We start from the raw sequence: 22,242 nt of genomic DNA on the forward strand, positions 1-22,242 counted from the left end.
TGCAGTCAGCCGATCAGCTTGGTGAGCCAGTTCGGATTCTGTAGGTCCACCCCGCCGGTGCCGTCCCATACGAACGGCGTGCCCTGGGCATTGAACCCGGCCAGGGTCGCGCTGGAATTGTTCGCTTTGATCTGCGCGGTGCCAAGGTCCATTCTCGATTTGATGCAGTTGGTCGCGTTGGTGTTCGCCCCGACGGACTGCGCCAGCCGAGCCAGCTCGGCGTCGGTCCTATCCGATGCGGCACCCTCCTGCGGCTGGAAGTCGCTGCCGAACAGAGCGGAGTAGAAATTGGTGTAAACCTTCGGGTCGTTTTGGCCCGCAACGCAATAGGAGGCCGCCACGGCCCGGGTCGAGTAGTTCTTGGTGTGCGACTGGTCGTCGAGGAAGTTCAGCAGGTGGTAGCGCACCGCGAGCTTCTTGTTCGCCACCGCGGCATCGATGTCGCCGGCGTAGGACCTGATGAAGGCGCCGCACGGCGGGCAGATCGGTTCGTTGAAGACGTCGATCGTCGCGACCGCAGCGGAACCGCCAACGAACACACCGTCGTTGAGGACGTTCAACGTGACCGCGTCCGCGGCCGGCACCGCCGTGGAGGATTTGGGCGGCTGCGGTGACTCCCGACGCGGCGAGAAGCCGATGATCACCCCACCCACCACCGCCACGATCACGGCGATCGTCAGCCCCGCCCAGAACCAGGGTTTGCGCAGCAGCTTGGTGGGACGGGCTTGCTGCTGGCCCCACGGCGGCGTGCCGACGGTGCCCGCGGGTGCACCGCCCCAGCCCTGGGTGCCCGGCCACTGCGCCGGCAGTGGGCCACTCGAGGGCGGCCCGGGCGGCATGGCCGCGAACGACGACGGGGTGGACCAGCCGTGCGACGGCGCCGGCGACGGCACAAACCCGCTAGGTGCCTGCCCCGCGAAGGACGGCGGCACCTGCGCCACCTGACTGCGCTGCAGGATGTCGCTGGCGCGGTCCTTGTCCGGAGTGGCCAGGGCGGCGTAGGCCGCCGCGGACAGGTCGCTGCAGGTGGGATAGCGGTCTACCGGGTCCTTGGCCATGCCGCGGGCGATCACCTCGTCGAAGGCGGCGGGGATGCCCGGGCGCGCGACACTGGGCCGCGGCGGCGGCTGGTTGAGATGCGCACCCATGACGGCAAGCTGGTCGCCACGGAACGGCGGGGTCCCGACCAGGCACTCGTACAAGACGCAGGCCAGCGCGTAGATGTCGGCCCGGTAGGTGACTTCGGTCTCGCCGAAGCGCTCCGGAGCCATGTAGTAGAGCGTGCCCACCGTGCTGCCGAGTTGGGTGAGCTTCTCGTCGGTGCCGGCGCTGGCGATCCCGAAGTCCACGAGGTAGGCGAAATCGTCGGCGCTGACCAGGATGTTTTCCGGCTTGACGTCGCGGTGGGTCACTCCGGCGGCGTGCGCCGCGTCCAGCGCCGAACCGATCTGGCGCACCACGGCGACCGCGCGCGGCGGGGGAAGCGGGCCGTAACGCTTCAGCAGGGCGGCCAGGTCCTTGCCGTCGATCAGGCGCATGTCCACATACAGCTGGCCATCGATCTCGCCGTAGTCGTGAATCGGCACGACGTGCGGTTCCTGTAATCGGCCCGCGGTGCGCGCCTCGCGCTGCATGCGCGTGCGGAAGACCGGATCCTGGGAGAGCGTCTGCGACATGAGCTTCAGTGCGACGACCCGCTCCCGCACCGTGTCCTCGGCTTCGTAGACGTCGCCCATGCCGCCGCGACCCACCAAGCGTCGCAACAGATATGGTCCGAATTGCGTGCCTTCCCGCGAACCCTCGGTCGTGTCACCCATCGCCGACTCCTTCACCCGCCTTTCGCGCGGCTAACCGACCCGAAGCACCTGCACGCGCCCGACCGTGGAGGCGTCGGACCCGAGTACGCGGTGGCGTGCCAGGCATAAGGCTAATGGTTGGGGTGCTCCAAGCGTGCAAATGAGCAGTGCTTCGGCTTGGCGAAGTGTTCCAGCAGAGCTACGGCAACCCGTCCGACCCGTTCCGTCCCAGCAGTACGCCGCCGATGCCGCCGCTACCGCCGAGGTAGAGCGGGGTCCCGCTGTTGCCGCCGTTGCCGCCCACGCCGATCAGCACGGCATTGCCGCCGTTGCCGCTGAGCACGGTGTTGCCGCCCCCGCCGCCGACCGCAGGGCTCTGGCCACCGGCGCCGCCCGCCCCGCCGATTCCTATCAGCGCGCCGGCCCTGCCGCCGTTGCCGCCGTTGCCTGCCGTGCCGGAGTTACCAGGAAGCGACGCACCGCTCGAGCCACCGGTTCCTCCGGCGCCGCCGCAGCCGAGCAGGGTCGCGTTGCCGCCCGCGCCGCCGTTGCCGCCGAACAATCCCTGGCCGCCGGTGCCGCCATCGCCGCCGGACATCAGCAGCCCGGACATGCCGCCGGTTCCGCCGGTGCCGCCCGTGCCGAGCTGGCTGAAGCCGCCGCTTCCGCCGGCGCCGCCGTTGCCGAACAGCGTTCCGCCGTTGCCCCCGGCCCCGCCCACGCCACCGTTGCCGGGTGTCGCGGCATTGAACCCGCCGACACCTCCGGCGCCGCCGGCGCCGCCCGGCCCGCCCAGCAGGCCCGCGTTGCCTCCGGCGCCCCCGGCACCGCCGTTGAACAAGCCGTTCCCGCCGGTTCCACCGTCCCCGCCACCGGCGCTGACGAGCCCGGCCAGCAGACCGCCATTGCCACCCCGACCGCCGGTTCCCGCGGTGCCGTCCTCGCTGAATCCGCCGACGCCACCGCCGCCGCCGGCGCCGAATAGCCCACCGCCGCCGCCGATCCCGCCGACGCCGGCACGCCCGTCCACGACTCCCGTCCCGCCGGTGCCACCGACACCGCCGTTACCGAGCAACCAACCCCCGGCGCCCCCGGCCCCGCCGGCGCCGGCCTGACCGGCCACGCCTGGCGAGAACTGGCCCGGTCCGCCTGATCCTCCGGTGCCGAAAAGCCCAGCGTTGCCGCCGCTTCCGCCGCTCTGACCCAGCGCACCTGCTGAGCCACCCGCGCCGCCGTCGCCCAGCAACCATCCGCCGCCACCGCCACTGGCACCCGACCCGTAGGCGCCCGGTGCGCCGTTGCCGATCAGCGGGCGCCCGGTCAGCAGCCGGGCGGGCGCGTTGAGCGCATTGAGCGCGTTCTGCTGGAAGGTGTGCCATTGCGAGGTGCTGGCCGGGGCGTTGAAACCGTCCAGCCCCAGCAGCACTCCGCTGGCACCGCCGACGCCCAGCACGTTCCCGACGCCGCCGTTGCCGCCGTTGCCGATCAGGAAGGCATTGCCGCCGGCGCCACCGGAGACGGGGAGGACGTTGCCGCCCAGGCCCGCGGTACCTCCTGCCCCGCCATTCCCCAGCAACAGACCGCCGTAGCCGCCGGCGCCACCACGGCCACCGGACAGGGTCTCGGCCATTCCGCCGGCGCCACCCACTCCGCCGTTGCCGATGAATCCGGCGTTGCCGCCGGCTCCGCCCTTGCCGCCGCCGTCGTCGCCAAAACCGCCGGTGCCGCCGGCTCCGCCGCTGGAGATGAACAACCCCGCGTTCCCCCCGCGGCCGCCGCTGCCGCCGATGCCTCCGACCGGGCTGTATCCGCCGTCGCCGCCCGCGCCGCCGGCGCCGAACAGCAGTCCGCCGTTGCCGCCGTTTCCGCCGCTGCCGCCATTACCGCCGGCCTGAAGGACGTGGGTGGCAGCCCCGCCGTCGCCGCCCGAACCGCCGAACCCAGCGATCAATCCGCCGCTGCCACCTGCCCCACCGTTGCCGCCAGAGACGAAGCCGGCGCCGCCCGCTCCGCCGTTGCCGCCGCCGGAACCGAGGAATCCGCCGAGCAATCCGCCGTTGCCGCCGGCTCCACCGGCACCGCCGGTCCCGTTCGCAGGTCCGGTACCTCCGACGGTGTTCGGGCTCAATCCGCCGTTACCGCCGTTTCCGCCCCCGCCGAGTAGACCGCCGGCCCCGCCGCTTCCCCCGGCTCCGCCGCTGCCTGAGATCACCCCGCCGGTCCCACCGGTGCCTCCGGCACCACCGTTACCGGCCAGCCAACCGCCCGCCCCGCCGTTGCCGCCGGCGCCGCCCGCGCTCGTCGTGGTGGCCGCGCTTCCCCCGGCTCCGCCGGCTCCGCCAGTGCCCAATAATCCTGCGGCACCCCCGTTTCCGCCCCTTTGGCCCGGAGCGCCTGATCCGCCCGCGCCGCCGTCACCCATCAGCCAGCCGCCGGGGGCTCCGTCGAGCCCGGACCCGGGTGCGGCATTGGCCCCGTTGCCGATGAGTGGACGTCCGGTCAGTGTCTGAAAGGGTACGTTCACCGCATCCAAGACGGCCTGCAAGGGCGCGGCGTTGGCGGCCTCGGCATTCGCGTAGGCGTTGGAGCCGGCGGCCAAGGCCCGGACGAACCGCTGGTGGAACGCCGCCGCCCGCGCACTGAGGGATTGGTAGTTCTGCCCGTGTTCAGAGAACAGGGCCGCGATGGCCGCCGACACCTCGTCCTGAGCCGCCGCCAATATCCCGGTGGTCGAGGCCGCTGCGGCCGAATGAACCTCCGCGACGGTCCAGCCGATCCTGGCCAAGTCCTCGGTCGCTGCACCCATCACATCCGGTAATGCAACCAACAACGACATCGAATAACCCCCAAAGCGGCTCAGCAGGAAACGCGCTTCCCATTGCGCGTCACCATATCCCGGGCACGCCGGCATTTCTGCCCGAATGATCACTCTGCGCCAATGAATTTCTGCGTTGTCGATCCGGGTCGCCGGACGTGAGGGCCGGGAATCACCAGGTCCGCGGTTGCGGCCGGCCCCCACGCCCGACGACGGTCCTCACAGGATGTAGAGCATCTCCTGATAGGTCGGCAACGGCCAGAGGTCGTCGGCGACAACGCCTTCCAAGGTGTCGGCCGCGGCCCGCACCGCCGCCATCGCGGGCAGCAGTTCGTTCTGGGCATGCGTCGCCTCTTCCAGCGCCGAGCTCGCGGAGTGCTGCGCCAAAGCCGACTTCAGGGTGGCCAGCGCGGCGGTGAGTTCGGCGAGCGGAGCCGAAACAGCTTTCAGTGCAGACATTTCCGGCTCGATACCGGCCGCATTCAACGTCGCGACGTTCTGGGCGAGCTCGGTCTGGTAGCGGATGGCGGCGGGCAGGATGATCGTGGTGCCCATCTCCAGCGCCAGTTTCGCCTCGACCGCGATCGTCAGCGCGTACTGCTCCAGTCGGACCTCGTAGCGGCTGTGCAGCTCGCGTTCGCTGAAGACACCGTATTTTTCGAAGACGGCGACCGCCTCGGGCTTGATCAGCTCGGGGATGGCGTGCAGCGTGGTCTTGAGGTTGGGCAGCCCCCGCTCGGCCGCCTCGATCTGCCAGTTTTCCGAATACCCGTCACCGTTGAACACCACCGCGCCGTGCTCGGTGATGACGTCGGTGAGCAATTTCTGCACGGCCGCATCGAAGTCTTCGCCGTCCGCGACGGCCTGCTCCAGGATCGTAGCCATGTGGTCGAAGGAATCGGCCATGATGGTGTTGAGGATGATCATCGGCACCGCAACCGTCTGTCCGGAACCCGGTGCGCGGAACTCGAATCGGTTGCCGGTGAACGCAAATGGGCTGGTGCGGTTGCGGTCCCCGGGATCCGTGGGTAGCGGCGGCAAGGTGTCCACCCCGATGATCATGGTGCCCTTGCCCTTTGACGAAGTGGCCGCGCCCTTGGCGATCTGCTCGAAGACGTCGGCGAGCTGCTCACCGAGGAAGATGGAGATGATCGCCGGCGGCGCCTCGTTGGCGCCGAGCCGGTGGTCGTTGGTGGCCGAGGCTACCGACACCCGGAGCAGGCCGGCGAACTTGTGCACGGCACGTATCACCGCGGCACAGAACACCAGGAACTGGGCGTTCTCGTGCGGGGTGTCGCCAGGCACCAGCAACGAGCCCAGCTCGGCGTTGCCGACCGAGAAGTTGACGTGCTTGCCCGAACCGTTGACCCCGGCGAACGGCTTCTCGTGGAACAGACATTCCATGCCGTGCTTCTTGGCCAGTGTCTTGAAGACCGTCATCAGCAGCTGCTGGTGGTCGGAGGCGAGGTTGGCGCGCTCGAACATCGGCGCAACCTCGAACTGGCCGGGAGCGACCTCGTTGTGCCGGGTCTTGGCCGGTATGCCGAGTTTGAACAGCTCACGCTCGGTGTCCATCATGAATCCCAGAACACGCTCGGGCACCGCGCCGAAGTAGTGGTCGTCGAATTCCTGGCCCTTGGGTGGCTTGGCGCCGAACACGGTGCGGCCGGCGTTGATCAGGTCCGGTCGCGCCAGGAAGAAGTGCCGATCGACCAGGAAGTACTCCTGCTCCGGGCCGCAGAACGACACCACCTTCTCGGGATCGCCGTGCCCGAACAGCTTGAGGATCCGTTCGGCGTGCACACCCATTGCCTGCTGGCTGCGCAGCAACGGTGTCTTGTAGTCCAGCGCTTCACCGGTCATCGAAACGAATACCGTTGGGATGCATAGCGTATTGCCGTTCGGGTTCTCCAGGATGTAGGCCGGGCTGGTGACGTCCCAACCGGTGTAACCGCGCGCCTCGAAGGTGCTGCGCAGTCCGCCGGAGGGGAAGCTGGATGCGTCGGGCTCGCCCTGGATGAGCGTCTTACCGGCGAATTCGGCCAGCGTCTGCCCGTCGGAGACGGGTTCGAGGAAGCTGTCGTGCTTTTCGGCGGTCAGACCGGTCATTGGATAGAACACGTGGGCGTAGTGCGTGGCGCCCCTTTCCAGCGCCCAGTCCTTCATGGCCGCCGCCACCGAGTCGGCGACCGCCGTGTCCAGCTTGGCGCCCTTCTCGATCGTCGCCAGCACCGACTTGTACACCGACTTGGGCAGCCGCACCTGCATCTCGGCCTTGGTGAAGACGTTGGAGCCGAAGATCTCTCCCGGAGTTTCGCCCGGCACGAAGCTGATGGCCGGGGGGACGTAGGCCTCTACATTGTTGATCGCCTGCAGGCGGACCGCGTTTCCGCTCAATTGAGCTCCTTCGTACGGGGTCCGCGGTGATCGGCGGACGCTGGACCGCCTCACCGTAGAGAGGTTCGATGGCAGAACTGTTACGACGGCGTCAACGATGGAGCAGTATTGGTTGCGACCGTGAGACACGCCTGTCGAAGCGGACTCGAACGTCAAAGGGGGACCCGCGGTGCAGCAGCTGAGCTGGAGCGACGACATGATGCTGCGTGCCGAGGGTCCGGCGACGCCGCTGCAGATCCAGATGCTGCTGATCTACGACCCGTCCACCGCTCCGGGCGGCAGGGTGACGTTCAAGGGGATCCTCGAGGAACTGGACACGCGGCTGCATCTGGCGGAGGTTTTTCGGCGCCGCCTGACCGAGCTGCCGGGCGGACTGCACATGCCCTACTGGGTCGACGACCCGAACTTCGATCTCGAATATCACGTCCGGCACATCGGGCTGCCCCAACCGGGCGATTGGCGGCAATTGTGTATTCAGGTGGCCCGACTGCACGCCCGGCAGATCGACCTGCGCCGTCCGCCGTGGGAGATCACCGTCATCGAGGGCCTCAACGCCGTTCCCGGTGTGCCGAAAGGTTCCTTCGCGATGGCGCTGAAATTGCATCACTGTGCGGTCGACGGGATGGCGAGTGTGCAGATGATCGCGGCGCTGCACGATCTTGCCGCGGACGGCCCACGCCCCGCGGGTCCGGACCGGCCGTGGCAGCCGGCACCGCTCCCCTCGACCTCGGATCTGCTGTCCCGCACCGCGGTCAACGCCGCGCTGTACCCGCTGCGGGCGGGCCGGGTCGTCCTTTCGAGTACGCCGAAGATCGTCCGCGGCCTGCTGGGTGTGCCGGGCAAGCTCGTCGGTGGCGTCGTGAGTAGCGTCGCCGAGGGCAGCAGGCCCTCGTTTCCGCCCAAGACCCGCTTCAATCAGACCGTGTCACCGCACCGGGTGTTCGAGGCCAGGTTTCACGATCTGGCTGATTTCAAGAAGATCAAGGCGCGGGTGCCGGGCGCCACAGTCAACGATGTGGCGCTGGCCTACGTCGGCGGCGCGCTACGCGAATATCTGGCCGGACACGATGAATTGCCCGACGAATCGCTGGTTGCCGCGTGCCCGATTTCGCTGCGCGAAGCCGGCGACGAAAGCGGCAAGGGGAACATGCTGTTCGGCCGTCTGCAAGCGCTCGGCACCGATATCGCCGATCCCCTGGAACGGCTCGCCACGATCGCCGCATCGACGGCCGAAAGTCGTTCGGAGACCGAGCATTCCAGCAGGGCGCAGCTGCTGGAACTGGTGGCGACGTTGCCGACGGCGCTGCTCGGGGTGACCGCGAAAGCCGCCAGCGTGCTTCCGTTCTCGGGCCCCACCGTCGCCAACACAACCGTTACGAATGTGCCGGGTCCGAGCGTCCCGATCTTCTTCCACGGCGCCCGGCTGCTGCGCGCCGCCGGCCTCGGACCGCTGATCGGCGGCCTGAACCTCTGCCACGTAGTCGCCAGCTACGACGGAACCCTGTCGATCAGCGCGACCGCCGACCGCGATGCCCTGCCCGACCCGGCCAGGTACGCCGAATGCATGGAGCACGCCTTCGATGATCTGCTCGCCGCCACGGGGTGACCCCGTACCGTGGTGAGGTGACCGCAGAGAAGGCGCCCGCCTCCGGTAATGGTGTCGGGTTGCGGCGCAGCCTGGGTGTCGCCGATGCCGTGGTGGTCGGGTTGAGTTCGATGCTGGGAGCAGGCATTTTCGCCGCGCTGGCCCCTGCGGCCCGCGCCGCCGGCGCCGGCTTGCTGATCGGCTTGGCGGTGGCGGGACTGTTGGCGTACTGCAACGCCACCTCCTCGGCCCGGTTGGCTGCGTTGTATCCCGCATCCGGTGGCACGTATGTGTACGGACGGCAACGGCTGGGCGAATTCTGGGGTTACCTGGCCGGGTGGGGTTTTGTCGTCGGCAAGATCGCCTCCTGTGCGGCGATGGCGCTCACGGTCGGGTGGTACGCCTGGCCCGCCCACGCCCACCTGGTCGCGGTCACCGCTCTGGTGGCGTTGACGGTGGTGAACTATCTGGGCGTGCGTAAGTCAATGTGGGTCTCGCGGATCATCGTCGCGGCGGTGCTGGTGGTGTTGGCGGGTGTGGTCGCAGCGGTGTTGGGCACGCGCACAGGCGATTTCGCTGCGCTTACCGATTTCGCAGGTGTGTCCGGTGGCGGGGTGCTGCAGTCGGCGGGATTGTTGTTCTTCGCGTTCGCCGGCTATGCCCGCATTGCCACCCTGGGTGAGGAAGTCCGGGATCCGGCCCGCACCATCCCCCGTGCGATCGGGATCGCGCTGACGATAACCGTGGCGGTCTATGCCGCGGTTGCCGTCGCCGTGCTGATCGCGTTGGGGCCCGGGCCCCTTGGCGCGACCGCGCGGCCACTGGTGGAGGCGGCGCGGGTAACCGGCCCGCCGTGGTTGCTGCCGTTCGTCGCCGGCGGCGCTGTGCTGGCCGCGCTGGGCTCGTTGCTGTCACTGATGTTGGGGGTTTCCCGCACCACCTTGGCGATGGCGCGCGACGGCCATCTCCCGCGTCGACTGGATGCGGTGCATCCGCGGTTCGAGGTTCCACACCGCGCCGAACTGGCCGTCGGAGCGGTATCCGCGGTGCTGGCGGCGACGGTCGATCTGCGCGGCGCGATTGGATTCTCGTCGTTCGCGGTGCTGGTGTACTACGCGGTGGCCAATGCCTCCGCGTTCACGCTGGGCCCCGACGAAGGCGCACCACCCAGAATCGTTCCGGTGTGCGGGCTGTTGGGTTGCGTGGTGGTGGCCGTCGCGCTGCCTCTGACGTCGACGATCGCGGGCGCCGGAGTGCTGGCCCTGGGCGCGGCGCTGTTCTGGGCCCGCTCCCGGCGGCGGTAGGTCTTTGGTGAGGCTCCGCTTGCTGGCGCGATCCGCGCCGGTGCGGTTGGCTCTACCCCGTGGTTGATGACCAGCTTGACGACGGGCGCGGTGCGCATCCGGCCGAGCCGCACGCCGACGGCGCGATGGACCGCCTCAATTGGTTGCGGGCGGCCGTGCTGGGCGCCAACGACGGCATCGTGTCGGTGGCCGGCATCGTGGTCGGTGTCGCCGGTGCCACCGCGCAGCGCGGAGCGATCTTCACCGCAGGGTTAGCGGGCCTGGTGGCGGGCGCGGTGTCGATGGCGTTGGGTGAATACGTTTCGGTGTCCAGTCAGCGCGACAGTGAACAGGCCCTGCTGACCAAGGAACGCCGCGAACTGCTGCAGGCTCCCGACACCGAATTGGCCGAATTGACCGCCATTTTCGAGGACAAAGGCCTTTCGCCCGAGACCGCCGCTGCGGCGGCGAAGGAGCTGACCGCCCACGATGCATTCGCCGTACACGCCGAAGTGGAATTGAAGCTCAATCCCGAGGATCTGGCCAACCCGTGGCATGCCGCGGCCGCATCGGCGGCGTCCTTCATCGCCGGGGCGCTGCTGCCGCTGGTCGCGATCCTGTTGCCGCCCGCCACCTTCCGAGTGCCGGTGACGTTCGTCGCGGTGCTGGTCGCGCTGGGTCTCGCCGGTGCGGTCAGCGCCCGCATCGGCGGGAGCGGCGTGCGCCGCGCGGTACTGCGGGTCGTGCTCGGCGGCGCCGCGGGTTTGGCGTTCACCTATGGTGTCGGCCATCTGTTCGGCACCGCGATCGGGTGAGGCTAGTCGCCGGTTCGCGAGAACTGCACGTCGACCGTGGTGCTGGGGCACGACGTGCCCGTGATCTCCTCATTGCCGTGACCGGTCAGCAATGAGATCGGATCCTCTGCTGGCTGCGGCAAGGCAAAGGGCACAGTGATTTTCACGTGCGCCATACCACCCTTCCAGCATTTGGCATCGAATTCCCGTTCGTACGTCCAGGTTCCGTCGCTGTAGAGCAGCACCATGGCGGTCGCCGGCGCGGTGTGGAACAGGGTCAGGCATCTGGCCCCGGTGCGAAGGCAGTCGGTCCGCGCCGCGAAATCCTGCTGCTCCTTGAACCCGTTGGGCTGGGTGCTGTTCTGTCGGTAATGACCGTGCACTCCGGCTGCCGGTGAGGGCACCCGCGCGGGCAGTGTGGCCGGGTCGGGCAGACTCTTGAGGTCGACATCACCGGTGCGGGTGAAGGTGACGGGGCGTTTGTTCGTGCAACCCTTGGCCATGGTCTGGATGGCTTCGCCGGAGAAGTTGCCGCCCGGAAGCGGTTGCAGGGTAAAGGTTTCCCAGACGTCGCCGACCAGGTTCCCGCAATTGGTGGAGCCGGTACTGACCGCGACCCAGTTGCCGCCGATCTGGTCCAGCACCATCGTCGGCGCTTGCATCGTCTCACCGCTGACCCTTGACGCGGTCGCGACGCAACCGGTGGAACCGCAGACCGACCGCACACCCCACAACTCGGTGGTCGGGGTGACGGCGGCTTCGGCGGGCTGGTCGTCGACGCCGGTGACGACCCCGTATTCGACCTGATAGACACCCGTGAACGGACCGGTGTTGGGCGGCGGTGCGGCGCTGGTCGGCGTCGGGTTGCCCGATGCCTGCGGGTGTGGCCGAGAGGTGAGCTTGATGCCGGTGAAGACGGCGCCGGCGATCAGCAGTGCCGCGCAGAGCACAGCACCGGCCAGCACACCGCGGCGCCTGCGCGGCTTCTTGTCGGAGTCGGGAGTGACCGCGGGCAGGGCCGGCATGGTGGCGCTGAGCGGCTCCGGTCGATACGTGATGCCGGTGTCACCGGGGATCTCGTCGGCGTAGGCGAATCCCGGGGCCAGTTGGCGGGCCAGGTGGTCGGTGAACTCGCGGCAGCTGGCGAAGCGGCGGGATGGGTCTTTGGCCATCGCCACGGCGAACACCCAGTCCAGGTCCGCCAGGTGTGGACGAAGTACGCCGATGGACGGCGGCGGCGCGCTGACGTGTTGCGCGATCACCACCGCCGAATTGGAATCGCCATAGGGCGGTGTTCCGGTAAGCAGATGAAAAGCGGTGCAGGCCAACGCGTATTGATCGGTGCGGCCATCCAGCGCCTCGCCCTTCAACTGTTCGGGTGCGGCGTAGTCCACGGTGCCGACCGTCATGTTGGTCGAAGTGAGCCGGGGGGTCGCATCGTCCATGCGGCGGGCGATACCGAAGTCGGCCAGGTAGACCTGTTGGGGCTGCGCGTCGTCTTCGGCCAGCAGGATGTTGGCCGGTTTGACGTCGCGGTGCAGCAGCCCCCGTTCGTGGGCGTAGTCGAGTGCGGAGGCGACGGCGGCGATGATGGGCAGCGCTTCGGTCAACGGCATGCCGCCGGGGAACCTGTCCTTCATCAACCGGGCGGCGTCGGTGCCCGCGACGTAGTCCATCGACAACCAGAACTGTCCCTCGTGTTCGCCGCGGTCGTGGATGCGCACGATGTGGGGGTGGTCCAGGCCGGCGGCCAACTCGGCTTCCCGCTCGAACCGGGCGCGATACATCGGATCGTCGCTGAACTGGCTGGGCAGGATTTTCAGCGCGTTCTCGCGTGCCAGCCGAGGATGTGCCGCGAGGTACACGGTGCCCATTCCCCCGGCACCCAGGACACGAATGATCGTGAAACCGGCGAACACCTGCCCGGTGGTCAGTATGTGGGGGTGGGTGGTGTCCACGTCGGTCCCTTTTCTGTGCGGTAAGCGTGCAAGCGGCGCCGGCCAAGGCGACCGACACCAGGTACCTTGCCGCCCGACGCTTGCCGCATCTAATAGAAATTCTTGCGAGATTCTTGCGTCAAGAGCTGCCTTCGCTGAATCCGAACCGCTGGTGGATGCGGGCCAGGGGCTTTGGAGCCCACCAGTTGAGGCGACCGAGCACATGCATGAAGGCCGGCACCAGCAGCATCCGAACCAGAGTGGCGTCGGCCAAAACCGCGACCGTCAACCCGAACCCGAACAGCCGCATGAACGACACCTGCGCAGCCATCAAGGCGGAGAAGGAGATCGCCATGATCAGGGCCGCGGCGGTGATCACCCGGGCGGTGTGAGCCACGCCCAGCGCGACGCTTTCATCGTTGGCTTGCGGGCCGAAGTCCGAGGCAAGCCAGTACTCCCGGATTCGCGATATCAGGAACACCTCGTAGTCCATCGAGAGCCCGAAGGCGATGCAGAACAACAAGACTGGCAGCTGTACGCCTAGGGTTCCGGTTGCGGCGGTGCCCAGTCCGCCCAGGTGTCCTTCCTGAAAGATCCACACCAGCGCACCGAACGCGGCGGTCAACGACAGCGTGTTCATCAGCACCGCCTTGACCGGCAGCACCACGCTGCCGGTCAGCAGGAAGATCAGCACCAACGCGATCACCGCGATCAGGGTGATCACCCAGGGCAGCCGAGAGGCGATCGCGTGCACACTGTCACGGTTGCTCTGTGCCACACCGGTCAACCACATTTGCGTGCCCTTGGGCGTGGGCACGGCGTGCAACCGGTCCAGCTGGGTGGTCGACGCGGCGGTGTACAACGGTGCGGTGGTGCGCACCGTCATGAACGCGCTCCCTTCCCGGAAACCGTAGGGGGCCGAGGGTGGTCCGAAGCGCCCGCCGTCGACGAAGGTGCCGCCCAGTGCGGACACCCAGGAAACATCCGGCACGCGGGACAGCGCGGCGGCGTATCCGTCGATCTCGGACGGACTCATGTTGTCGGCCCGAGGCAACACCACGGTGATGTCCGGAACGCCGCGATCCGGGAAGCCCTGTCGCAGTAGGTCGCCGACCTGGCGTGCCGACGCGGAAGTGGGCAGTATCCGGTCGTCGGCGAACCCCCACTTGGCCCGGTGGAAGGGCGAGCCGAGCAGCAACAGCACCGCGACGATGACGACGCCGACCGGCACCGAGTGGCGCATCACCGATTTCGTCCATTCGTACCAGGAGCGACCCTGCCACGGGCTGGTCTGTTGGCCAGTCCCCCACATGATGCGGCGCATCGGGGGGCGAACGTCCCAGGCGTCCAGGCGCCGGTCCAACAGCACGATCGCCGCCGGGGTCACCGTGATGGCCGCAGTCGCGGCGAACGCGACCACCGCCGTGCCCGCGTAGGCGAACGACTTCAGGAAATACGGCGGGAACAGCACCAGCGTGGCCATCGACAGCGCGACCGTCACCGCCGAGAACAAGACGGTACGGCCGGCGGTGGCCATCGTTCGCAGCAGTGCCGCCTCGCGCGACTGGCCGTCGTCCAATTCATCCCGGAAACGGCTCAGGATCAGCAGCGTGTAGTCGACGGCCAGCGCCATGCCCATGGCGACAGCGAGATTCAGCGCGAAAATCGACACGTCGGTGACCAGCGCGATCGCGCGCAGCGATGCCAGGGCGCCCAGAATCGCGGAGATCCCGACCGCTACCGGCAGCGCGGCCGCGATCAAGCCTCCGAAAACCCAGACCAGCACCAAAAAACTCATCGGCAGCGCCACCGACTCCATCAAGAACAGGTCCCGTTGGGTCTGCGCATTCACCTGCCAGTACACCGTCGCGTCTCCGCCTGCGCGCACCGTGACACCGTCGCGGTCATGCACGAGTTGTTCGGACAGGCGCATGGCGTTGCGTTGGGCGTCGCTCTCGCCACCGGAGATGGCGGCCACGATCAGGCCGGTTTTGCCGTCCTTGCTGATGAATGCCGACACCGCTTCCCGGGGTGCGGTCCACGCCGACTGCACTTCGGATACGTCTGGCGAATTCTTCAGTAGCGCAACCAGTTCCGTGCCCACCGTGCGGGCCTGCGGCCCTCGAGCACCGGCGTCGGAGGTGAGGGCGATCACCATGGTCAGATCGCCCTGGTCGAATTTCTGCGATAGCAGCGCGGACGCTCGTGACGATTCGGCGTTGGGGTCGGTTTGACCGCCCGCGGACAGGTGCCGGATCACCGGTACCCCGAAGATCGCGGCACCGATCATCACGAGTACCGCCACGGCGATGACGCGGCGTGGCGCGGTGATGGCGAGGTGGGCGATCCGGGACAGCACGACTATTCCTTCCGCTCAGTGCCGCACGAGTTCGTGTTCGATGAGGTCGCGGTAGACGGGGGTGTTCAGGAGTTCGGCGTGGGTACCGGTGGCCTGGATCCGCCCGTGCTGAAGAACCAGGATCTGATCGGCGTGGGTGACGGTGGACAGCCGGTGGGCGACGACGAGCAGGCTGCGCTGACCGCGGGCTTGCAGCAAGTTGCTCATCACGTCGTATTCATTGGCGCGGTCGAGGTGGGCGGTCGGTTCGTCCATCAGGATCAGCTCCGATCGGGACAGAAACGCCCGGGCCAGCGCCAGGCGCTGCCGTTGCCCGCCGGAGAGGCTGCGCCCGCGCTCGAGCACCGGGGTGTCGAGTTGGGCCGGCAGCCGGGCGATCTCATCGGCGATGTTTGCCTGTCGCAGCACCTGCCACAACTCGTCGTCGGCGGCGGTCGGATCAGCGATGAGCAGATTGTCGCGAATGGTGCCGTGCAGCACGGGCGCATCCTGCTCGAGCAGCCCCAGCCGGCCGCGCAGTTCCCGCAGGCCGATCGTCCGGTAGTCGCGCCCCGCCCAGCGCACGGTCCCGGTGGTTGGATCGTGGAAGCGGCACAGCAGCGCAAGGATCGTCGATTTGCCGGCGCCGGACGGGCCGATGAGCGCGGTGGTCTGGCCGCGTTGCAGGATGAAGGACACATCGTGCAAAACGGTGGCCGTCCCGGGTCCGTAGCCGAACGAGACGTGATCGAACTCGACCAGCGGCGCACCCGTCTCCTGCGTGGGCCGGACGGCCACCCGTTCGTCGTGCGGTGAATCGCCTTCCGGCAGTTCGGCCAAGGTGGCGGTCAGGTTCTGATAGGCACCGGCCGCGGTGCGCAGCGTGGCCAGCGCGGTGAAGCCGGCGGTGATCGGAAACACGGCGTACATGGCGAACGCGAAGAGGCTGACGAACTGCCCGGCGGACAATCCCCCGCCGGCGACGCGGCGCCCGTCGATGATCATGATCGCCAAAAATGAACCTGTGACGCCCAACCGGATGGCGAGCAGGTTGATCGCGGTCGAGGACGCGATGCGGACGCCCGACCGGTAAGCCGCTCGCGCGCTGTGGCCGATGAACGTCACCTCGCGGTCCTCGGCGCCGAACAGCTTCACCGTGCGTGCCGCACCGAGAGCTCGATCAAGTCCAGCCGAGTAAGTACCCAGCGCGACTTGACGATCCAGTGCGGCGCGCTGAATCCGGGACAGGAACGGATTCCCGGCGCCGAACGCCACGGCCATCACGACCACCACCACGACCACGGTGACCGGATCGATCACGATCATGAAGATTCCCGCGCCGAGCAGGGTCAGGATGCCGAACACCAAGTCACCGACACCACGCGGCATCTCACGCAGCAGGCTCGCGTCATTCGTCCCGCGGGCAAGCAATTCGCCGGTGCGGCCGCGGTCCAGGACGCCGATCGGCAGGCGCACCACATGATCGGTGAAGTCCTCCCGCAATCGCAGCACGATACGCTCACCGGTGCGGTCCAGGCGAAAGTGGCCCACCGCCTCCAACAGCAATTGTCCGGCGAGGGCGGCCAGTAACACCGCGGCCAGCGCGGCATCGGGCGAGCCCGCCGTGGCCCGGTCGACCAGGTGGCCGGCCAGGACAGGCTGCAGCAGAATGAGTCCGGTCGCCGCGGCGAGCAGCGCAACGCTCGCCAGCATCGAAAGCCGGTGTCCACGCAGCAAGGTGAGCATCAGTCGAGTAGCCCGAGCAACTGCAGATCGGTGATGTACTGCAGGATGTTCGACGCACCAATGCGCGGAATGTCTTTGTCGGGGCCGATTTTCGCTTTCCGTACGGCGGCGCGGAACCGGTCGGTCGAGGCGTAGGCCCCGCTGCCGGGCTGGAGTGGACGCGCGGTGACGGATTCACGCATCAGCAGCATCGGTAACACCGAATGCCGGCGCTGTTGCTCCGGCAGAGCCTGCAGCGCTTCCTCGAACTGGCGCACCCACTCGCCGAAGTCGTCAACGCGGCGGATACGGTAGCCGGCCTCGATCAGCCAGTCGACGTACTCGTCGAGGCCGATGCCGTCGTCGTGCGGGTTCATCACGTGATACGTCCGGAACGCGGACGCCTCGGGCGACGCGACCGGCAGTCCCAGCGTGGCGATGGCTTCGGCGACGAATCCTGCCGGCACGCCGTCGAAGTGCGCGCTCACCCGGTTGCCGGCGGCATCGAGCTGATAGAACGAGTGGGGCGCGATGCCGGTGGCCAGCACGCTCAACACCATCCGGCTGACGGTGTCCGACACGTTCAGCAGGCCCGAGTAGGCGGGGTCGGCCAGAATCATCCCGCAGCGGAATACCGCGACCGGCAGGTTGCACAGGTCGTTGGCCTCGCGCAGCAGGATTTCACTGGCCCACTTGCTGTTCCCGTAGCCGTTGGCGGGCAGGGCGTTGACGGAGCGGTGGGGGCTGATGGTGCGGATGTCGGCGTCCTCGGTGAACATCGCGGGTGCGATCTGGGTGCCGACGTCGGCGGTCGAAACGTAGACGTAGGGCTTCAGGGTGGTGGTGAGCGCAAGCCGCAGCAGTTCGGCGGTGCCTGCGACGTTGGGCCTGAACAACTCGGCGTAGGGCAGGGCGGCATTGACCACGGCCGCGGCATCCACGATCAGGTCGACGGTGTCAGCCAGTCGCCGCCAGTCCTGGTGGCCCAGCCCGAGGTTGGCTTCGGCTTTGTCGCCCGCGATCACTTCCAGATGACCGGCGGACAGTCGGCGGAAGTGCCGTAACAGGTTTGGATCACCGGTGTCGTAGATCCGCTCCAGGCGCCGGTGGGCATCTTCGTCGGAGTCGGCCCGCACCAGGCAGATCAGTGTGCCGCCGACGAGTTCGAGCCGCTGTAGCCACTGCAGAACCAGATAGCGCCCGACGAAGCCGGTCGCTCCGGTCAGCAGCACGGTGCGCACCTCGGCGCTGGGTCCCGGGAGCGCGGGCGCGCTGCTGCGCGTCGGTGCGTCGAGGAATTTGTCCAGCGTCAGATCGCTTGCGTAGACCGTGGTGGGGTCGCTGCCGTGTACGGCGCGGAACAGCGGATCCTCCGCTGACCCGGTGGCCGCCTTGCCGGCCAGGCCCCTTACCGATGGCGCGTCGAACAGGTCGCGCACCTGCAGCCGAACTTCCAGGGCCTGGTTGACCGCGGCGATGAGGCGCATCGCGGAGATGCTGTCGCCGCCGAGGTCGAAGAACGAATCCTGCGCCCCGACCCGCTCGAGCCCGAGGACCTGTGCGTAGACGTCGGCGACGATCCGTTCGGCCGGTCCCACCGGGGCGACGTAGCGTGCGGGGTCGCTGTAGTCGGGCGCGGGCAGCGCCCGGGTGTCGAGTTTGCCGTTGGTCGTCAACGGCAACTCGTCGACGACCACGACGGCGGAAGGAACCATGTAGGGCGGCAGCCGTTTTGCCGCCTGTGCCCGGACCGACGCGGGATCGGCCGTGCCGGTGACGTAACCAACCAGCCGTGTCTCGCCGGGCCGGTCCTCGCGCGCGAGCACCGCCGCCCGGTCTACGCCGTCGGCCGCGGTGAGCGCTGCCTGCACGTCCCCGAGTTCGATCCGGTAGCCGCGGATCTGCACCTGTTCGTCGGCGCGTCCGACGTACCGCAGGTGTCCGTCGGGTCCCCAGTAACCCAGGTCGCCGGTGCGGTACATGCGTGACCCCGCGGCGAAGGGACAGGCCACGAATCGCGCAGCCGTCAGTCCCGCCCGGCGCCAATAGCCGACGCCGACACCACTTCCGGCCACGTAGAGCTCCCCCACCACACCCGGGGGCACCCGACGCAAGGCGTGGTCGAGCACGAACACCGCCGCGCTCGAGATCGGTGCACCGATCGGCGGGCCACCGGATGACCCGGCGGTCAGCGGCGCGCTCCTGCAGGCGTCGACCGTCGTCTCCGTCGGGCCGTAGGCGTTGACCATCAGCCGGCCGTCGGCCCACTGGTCTACCACTGCGGCTGAACAGCTCTCGCCACCAACCACCAGCGCCATGTCGTCCAGGCCGTGCCGCGACAACGCAGCCACCGCGGACGGACTGTGATCAAGCACCGTGACCCGTTCTGCGACCAGCAAGTCGTGGAAGTCAGTCGGCGAGGCCGCCACCTGTTCACTGACCATCACCAACCGGCCACCGCGCAACAACGCGCCCCAGATCTCCCAGACCGAGACGTCGAAGGCGTAGGAATGACATTGCGCCCACACCCCGCCGCGTGGCAGGCAGGCGTCGAGGGACCTCACCAGCTCGACAACGTTGCGATGGGTGATCGCCACGCCTTTGGGCGTCCCGGTGGTGCCCGAGGTGTAGATCAGGTAGGCGAGGTCGTCCGCGACCGGGCCTGGCACGTCGGTGCCCGGGTAGGTGGCCAGTGCGGGGTCGCTGACATCGATGATCGGCAGGTCCTGCCCGTCGAGCCGATCGACCAGGGCCGCCTGGGTGAGCACGGCGATCGGTGCGGCATCGGCCAGCATCAGCCCGACCCGCGGCGTCGGTGTCCCGGGGTCGATCGGCAAGTACGCGGCGCCCGACTTCAGCACCGCGGCAATGGCCACCACGGCCTCGATGGACCGGGTCAAAAGCAAGGCGACACAACGTCCGGGACCCGCATGATAGTCAATTAGCAGGTGCGCCAACCGATTCGACGCCTCGTCGAGCTCCCGGTAGGTCATCGAGCGGTTCGCGCCGCGCACCGCGACCGCGTCCGGTGTCCTCGCCACTTGGGCATTGAGCGCTTCGGGAATCGAGACGTCAACGGGGACGGGCCGGGTCAGAGCTGCCCGATTGCCCCACTCGTCCAGTCGGGAACGCTCGTCGTCGCCGAGCAGGCTCACCGACGAGAGCCGGGTCCCGGGATCAGCCGTGATCGCCGACACCACGCGGTGCAACCGATCGACGAGTAGCTCGATGCCCGCGGCGTCGAAGACGTCGGTGCGGAACTCGACCGTCCCGCTGATGCCCGCGAGATCGCCTGCTGCCGTGAATCGTTCGGCGAGGGAGAACCCCAAATCCATCCGTGCGGTGCGGGCTTCCTGCGGTACCGGCGTCACCCGCAGCTCACCCAGCTTCAGGTCGGGCACGGTGTTGTTCTGCCACGCCAGCATGACCTGGACGAGCGGGTGGTGGCTTTGTGATCGTGGCGGGTTGATGCGCTCCACCAGAACTTCGAACGGCACGTCCTGGTGTTCGTATGCCTCGAGACTGCGCCGCCGCACCTGTTCCAATACCTCGGCGACGGTGGGGTCACCGGTCAGATCCACGCGCAGGATCAGCGTGTTGACGAAGCAACCGACCAGCTGGTCGAGGGCGGAATCGTTGCGACCTGCGATCGGGAACCCAACCGCGACATCCGAACTCGCGCTGAGCTTGGCGAGCAGAACCGCCAGCGCCGCCTGCATCACCATGAAACTGGTGGCGTTGTGCTCGCGGGCCGTCTCGCGCACCCGGCGTTGCAGGTGCGCCGGCCAGTCGATCCCCACGCTGGCCCCGCGATAATCGGCAACCGGCGGGTAGGGCCGGTCGGTGGGTAGCTGCACGCGCTCGGGCAGGCCGGCCAAATGCCGTTGCCAGTAAGCCAATTGGGTCGCAATCCGGCTGTCCTGGTCGTCGGGGTCGCCGAGGGTTTCCCGCTGCCACAGTGTGTAGTCGGCGTACTGCACCGGCAACGGATACCAGCCGGGTGCCCGGCCCGCGCACCGGCTGGCGTAGGCAACACCCAGGTCATGAGCCAACGGTGCCACCGACCATCCGTCCGCGGCGATGTGGTGTACCACGATCACCAGAACGTGTTCATCTTCGGTGATCCGATAAAGGGTTGCCCGGAAAGGGATTTCATTGGAAAGGTCAAACGGTTGCCGCACCCCGGCACTTATCGCCTGAGTCAGCCCGGCCGGCGGCCACCCGGTGGTGTCGACGATGGTCCAGCCGAACTCTGCGGTGTCGGCCGTTAGCACCACCTGCTGAGCCACACCCGCCGGTGCGCTGAAAACGGTCCGGAGGCTCTCGTGCCGGGCGACCACGTCGGCCAGCGCCGAACCCAAGGCGTTGCCGTCGACGCGTCCGTCGAGGCGCAGCGCCACTGCCATGTGGTAGACCGGCGAAGGTCCCATCAACTGGTCGAGGAACCACAGCCGGCGTTGCGCGAATGACAGCGGGATGGCCTCAGGCCGTTGCCGAGTGGTCAACGGCGCCACCGCGCCGCCCGCCCCGTTGAGGTGGTCGGCCAGCAGCGCGGGCGTCGGCGCGTCGAAGAGGACCCGCACCGGCAGGCGGACGTCGAAAGCCGCGGCGATCGCGGTGAGCACGCGCATCGCCGACAATGAGTCGCCGCCCAGGTCGAAGAATGAGTCGTCGATGCCCACCCGGTGCAGTCCGTGTATCCGGGCGAAGATGCCGGCCAGGATCTCCTGCGCTGGCGTGGTGGCGGCCCGGAAGCGTTCGCGGGGTTGATATTCCGGTGCCGGCAGGGCGCGGGTGTCGAGCTTGCCGTTGGTCGTCAGCGGCAGTTCGGTCAGGACCAGCACCGCCGCGGGAATCAGGTAGGCCGGTAACCGCTCGGCCAGTTGGGTACGCGCCGCTGCCGGGTCTACGCTCCCGGTGACGTAACCAACCAGGCGCCGGTTGCCGGGTTGATCCTCGCGGGCGATCACCACAGCCTGCTCCACGCCGTCCAGGGCGGCCAGTGCCGCGCGCACCTCGCCGAGTTCGATGCGGTAGCCGCGGATCTTGACCTGTTCGTCGGCGCGTCCGAGGTAGTGCAGTTGGCCGTCGGGGGTCCAGGACACAAGGTCGCCGGTACGGTACATGCGGGTTCCCGGTGCGCCGTACGGGCAGGCCAGGAATCGTGCGGCGGTCAGTCCCGCGCGGTGCAGGTAGCCGACGCCGACGCCGGCGCCGGCGACGTACAGTTCGCCGACAACGCCGGCCGGCACCGGTCGCAGCCACCCGTCCAGCACCAACAAGGCCGCGCCCGGCACCGGTGCCCCGATCGGCACCGCCCCGGTCCCGGCCCGCAGCGGAGCACTGGTCGCGGCGTAGATGGTGGTTTCGGTGGGGCCGTAGGCGTTGATCAGCACGCGCCCGGGCGCCCAGCGATCCACCAGTTCTTCCGGGCAGGCCTCACCGGCCACCACCACCGCGGTCGATCCCAGCCGTTGCGGGGACAGCATGTCGAGCGCCGAGGGGGTTTGGCTGAGGATGGTGACGTTTTCGGTGGCCAGCAGGGTGTGGAAGTCTTCGGGTGAGCGGGCCA

10 protein-coding genes are annotated in these 22,242 nt (G+C 68.4%); 3 read left to right on the forward strand and 7 right to left on the reverse strand.

The genetic code is table 11. The features are described 5' to 3' along the window. Positions 1 to 5: 5 nt before the first annotated feature. The 3 genes from A5645_RS23135 to A5645_RS23145 form a co-directional block, all read right to left on the reverse strand. Positions 6 to 1,817, reverse strand: a complete 1,812-nt coding sequence (locus A5645_RS23135) for a serine/threonine protein kinase PknE (protein ID WP_065131184.1) — start codon at positions 1,815 to 1,817, stop codon at positions 6 to 8. A 178-nt stretch (positions 1,818 to 1,995) separates the two neighbouring features. Further along, a complete protein-coding gene (locus tag A5645_RS23140; protein ID WP_065131185.1) occupies positions 1,996 to 4,632 on the reverse strand; it encodes a PE family protein in 2,637 nt (878 codons plus the stop codon). 198 nt (positions 4,633 to 4,830) lie between these two features. Next, the gene (locus A5645_RS23145) at positions 4,831 to 7,008 is read right to left on the reverse strand and encodes a glutamine synthetase III family protein (RefSeq protein WP_065035723.1); all 2,178 of its coding nucleotides are present in this window, start codon (positions 7,006 to 7,008) and stop codon (positions 4,831 to 4,833) included. Between the two features lie 169 nt (positions 7,009 to 7,177). Here A5645_RS23145 and A5645_RS23150 point away from each other — a divergent pair, with 169 nt between their 5' ends. The 3 genes from A5645_RS23150 to A5645_RS23160 all read left to right on the forward strand — a co-directional run bounded on the left by A5645_RS23150 (position 7,178) and on the right by A5645_RS23160 (position 10,691). Continuing rightward, positions 7,178 to 8,614 (forward strand): WS/DGAT/MGAT family O-acyltransferase, encoded by a 1,437-nt coding sequence (locus A5645_RS23150; RefSeq protein WP_065035724.1) that lies wholly within the window; start codon positions 7,178 to 7,180, stop codon positions 8,612 to 8,614. Between the two features lie 17 nt (positions 8,615 to 8,631). Beyond that, a complete protein-coding gene (locus A5645_RS23155; protein WP_301337001.1) occupies positions 8,632 to 9,897 on the forward strand; it encodes an APC family permease in 1,266 nt (421 codons plus the stop codon). A 125-nt stretch (positions 9,898 to 10,022) separates the two neighbouring features. Continuing rightward, positions 10,023 to 10,691: a VIT1/CCC1 transporter family protein gene (locus A5645_RS23160; protein ID WP_081288524.1), complete on the forward strand. Its 669-nt coding sequence runs from the start codon at positions 10,023 to 10,025 to the stop codon at positions 10,689 to 10,691. Between the two features lie 2 nt (positions 10,692 to 10,693). Here A5645_RS23160 and A5645_RS23165 read toward each other — a convergent pair whose 3' ends face one another. From A5645_RS23165 to A5645_RS23180, 4 genes are all read right to left on the reverse strand, one after another. After that, entirely contained in the window at positions 10,694 to 12,628 is a 1,935-nt protein-coding gene (locus A5645_RS23165) for a serine/threonine-protein kinase (protein ID WP_065035726.1), read from the reverse strand. Positions 12,629 to 12,746: 118 nt separating this feature from the next. Continuing rightward, positions 12,747 to 14,966 (reverse strand): MMPL family transporter, encoded by a 2,220-nt coding sequence (locus A5645_RS23170; protein ID WP_065131176.1) that lies wholly within the window; start codon positions 14,964 to 14,966, stop codon positions 12,747 to 12,749. A gap of 15 nt (positions 14,967 to 14,981) precedes the next feature. Then, positions 14,982 to 16,691: an ABC transporter ATP-binding protein gene (locus A5645_RS23175; RefSeq protein WP_065131177.1), complete on the reverse strand. Its 1,710-nt coding sequence runs from the start codon at positions 16,689 to 16,691 to the stop codon at positions 14,982 to 14,984. Then, on the reverse strand, positions 16,691 to 22,242 hold a 5,552-nt coding region (locus A5645_RS23180), incomplete at its 5' end, for a non-ribosomal peptide synthetase (RefSeq protein ID WP_155768136.1). The genes A5645_RS23175 and A5645_RS23180, both read right to left, overlap by 1 nt.

This window comes from Mycobacterium asiaticum, from assembly GCF_001673635.1.
Lineage (GTDB): Bacteria > Actinomycetota > Actinomycetes > Mycobacteriales > Mycobacteriaceae > Mycobacterium > Mycobacterium asiaticum_C.

Coding starts and splice junctions, on each gene's coding strand:
- A5645_RS23135 (WP_065131184.1), bottom strand. CDS start 1,817: ATGGGTGACACGACCGAGGGTTCGCGGGAAGGCACGCAATTCGGACCA.
- A5645_RS23140 (WP_065131185.1), bottom strand. CDS start 4,632: ATGTCGTTGTTGGTTGCATTACCGGATGTGATGGGTGCAGCGACCGAG.
- A5645_RS23160 (WP_081288524.1), top strand. CDS start 10,023: ATGGACCGCCTCAATTGGTTGCGGGCGGCCGTGCTGGGCGCCAACGAC.
- A5645_RS23175 (WP_065131177.1), bottom strand. CDS start 16,691: ATGCTCACCTTGCTGCGTGGACACCGGCTTTCGATGCTGGCGAGCGTT.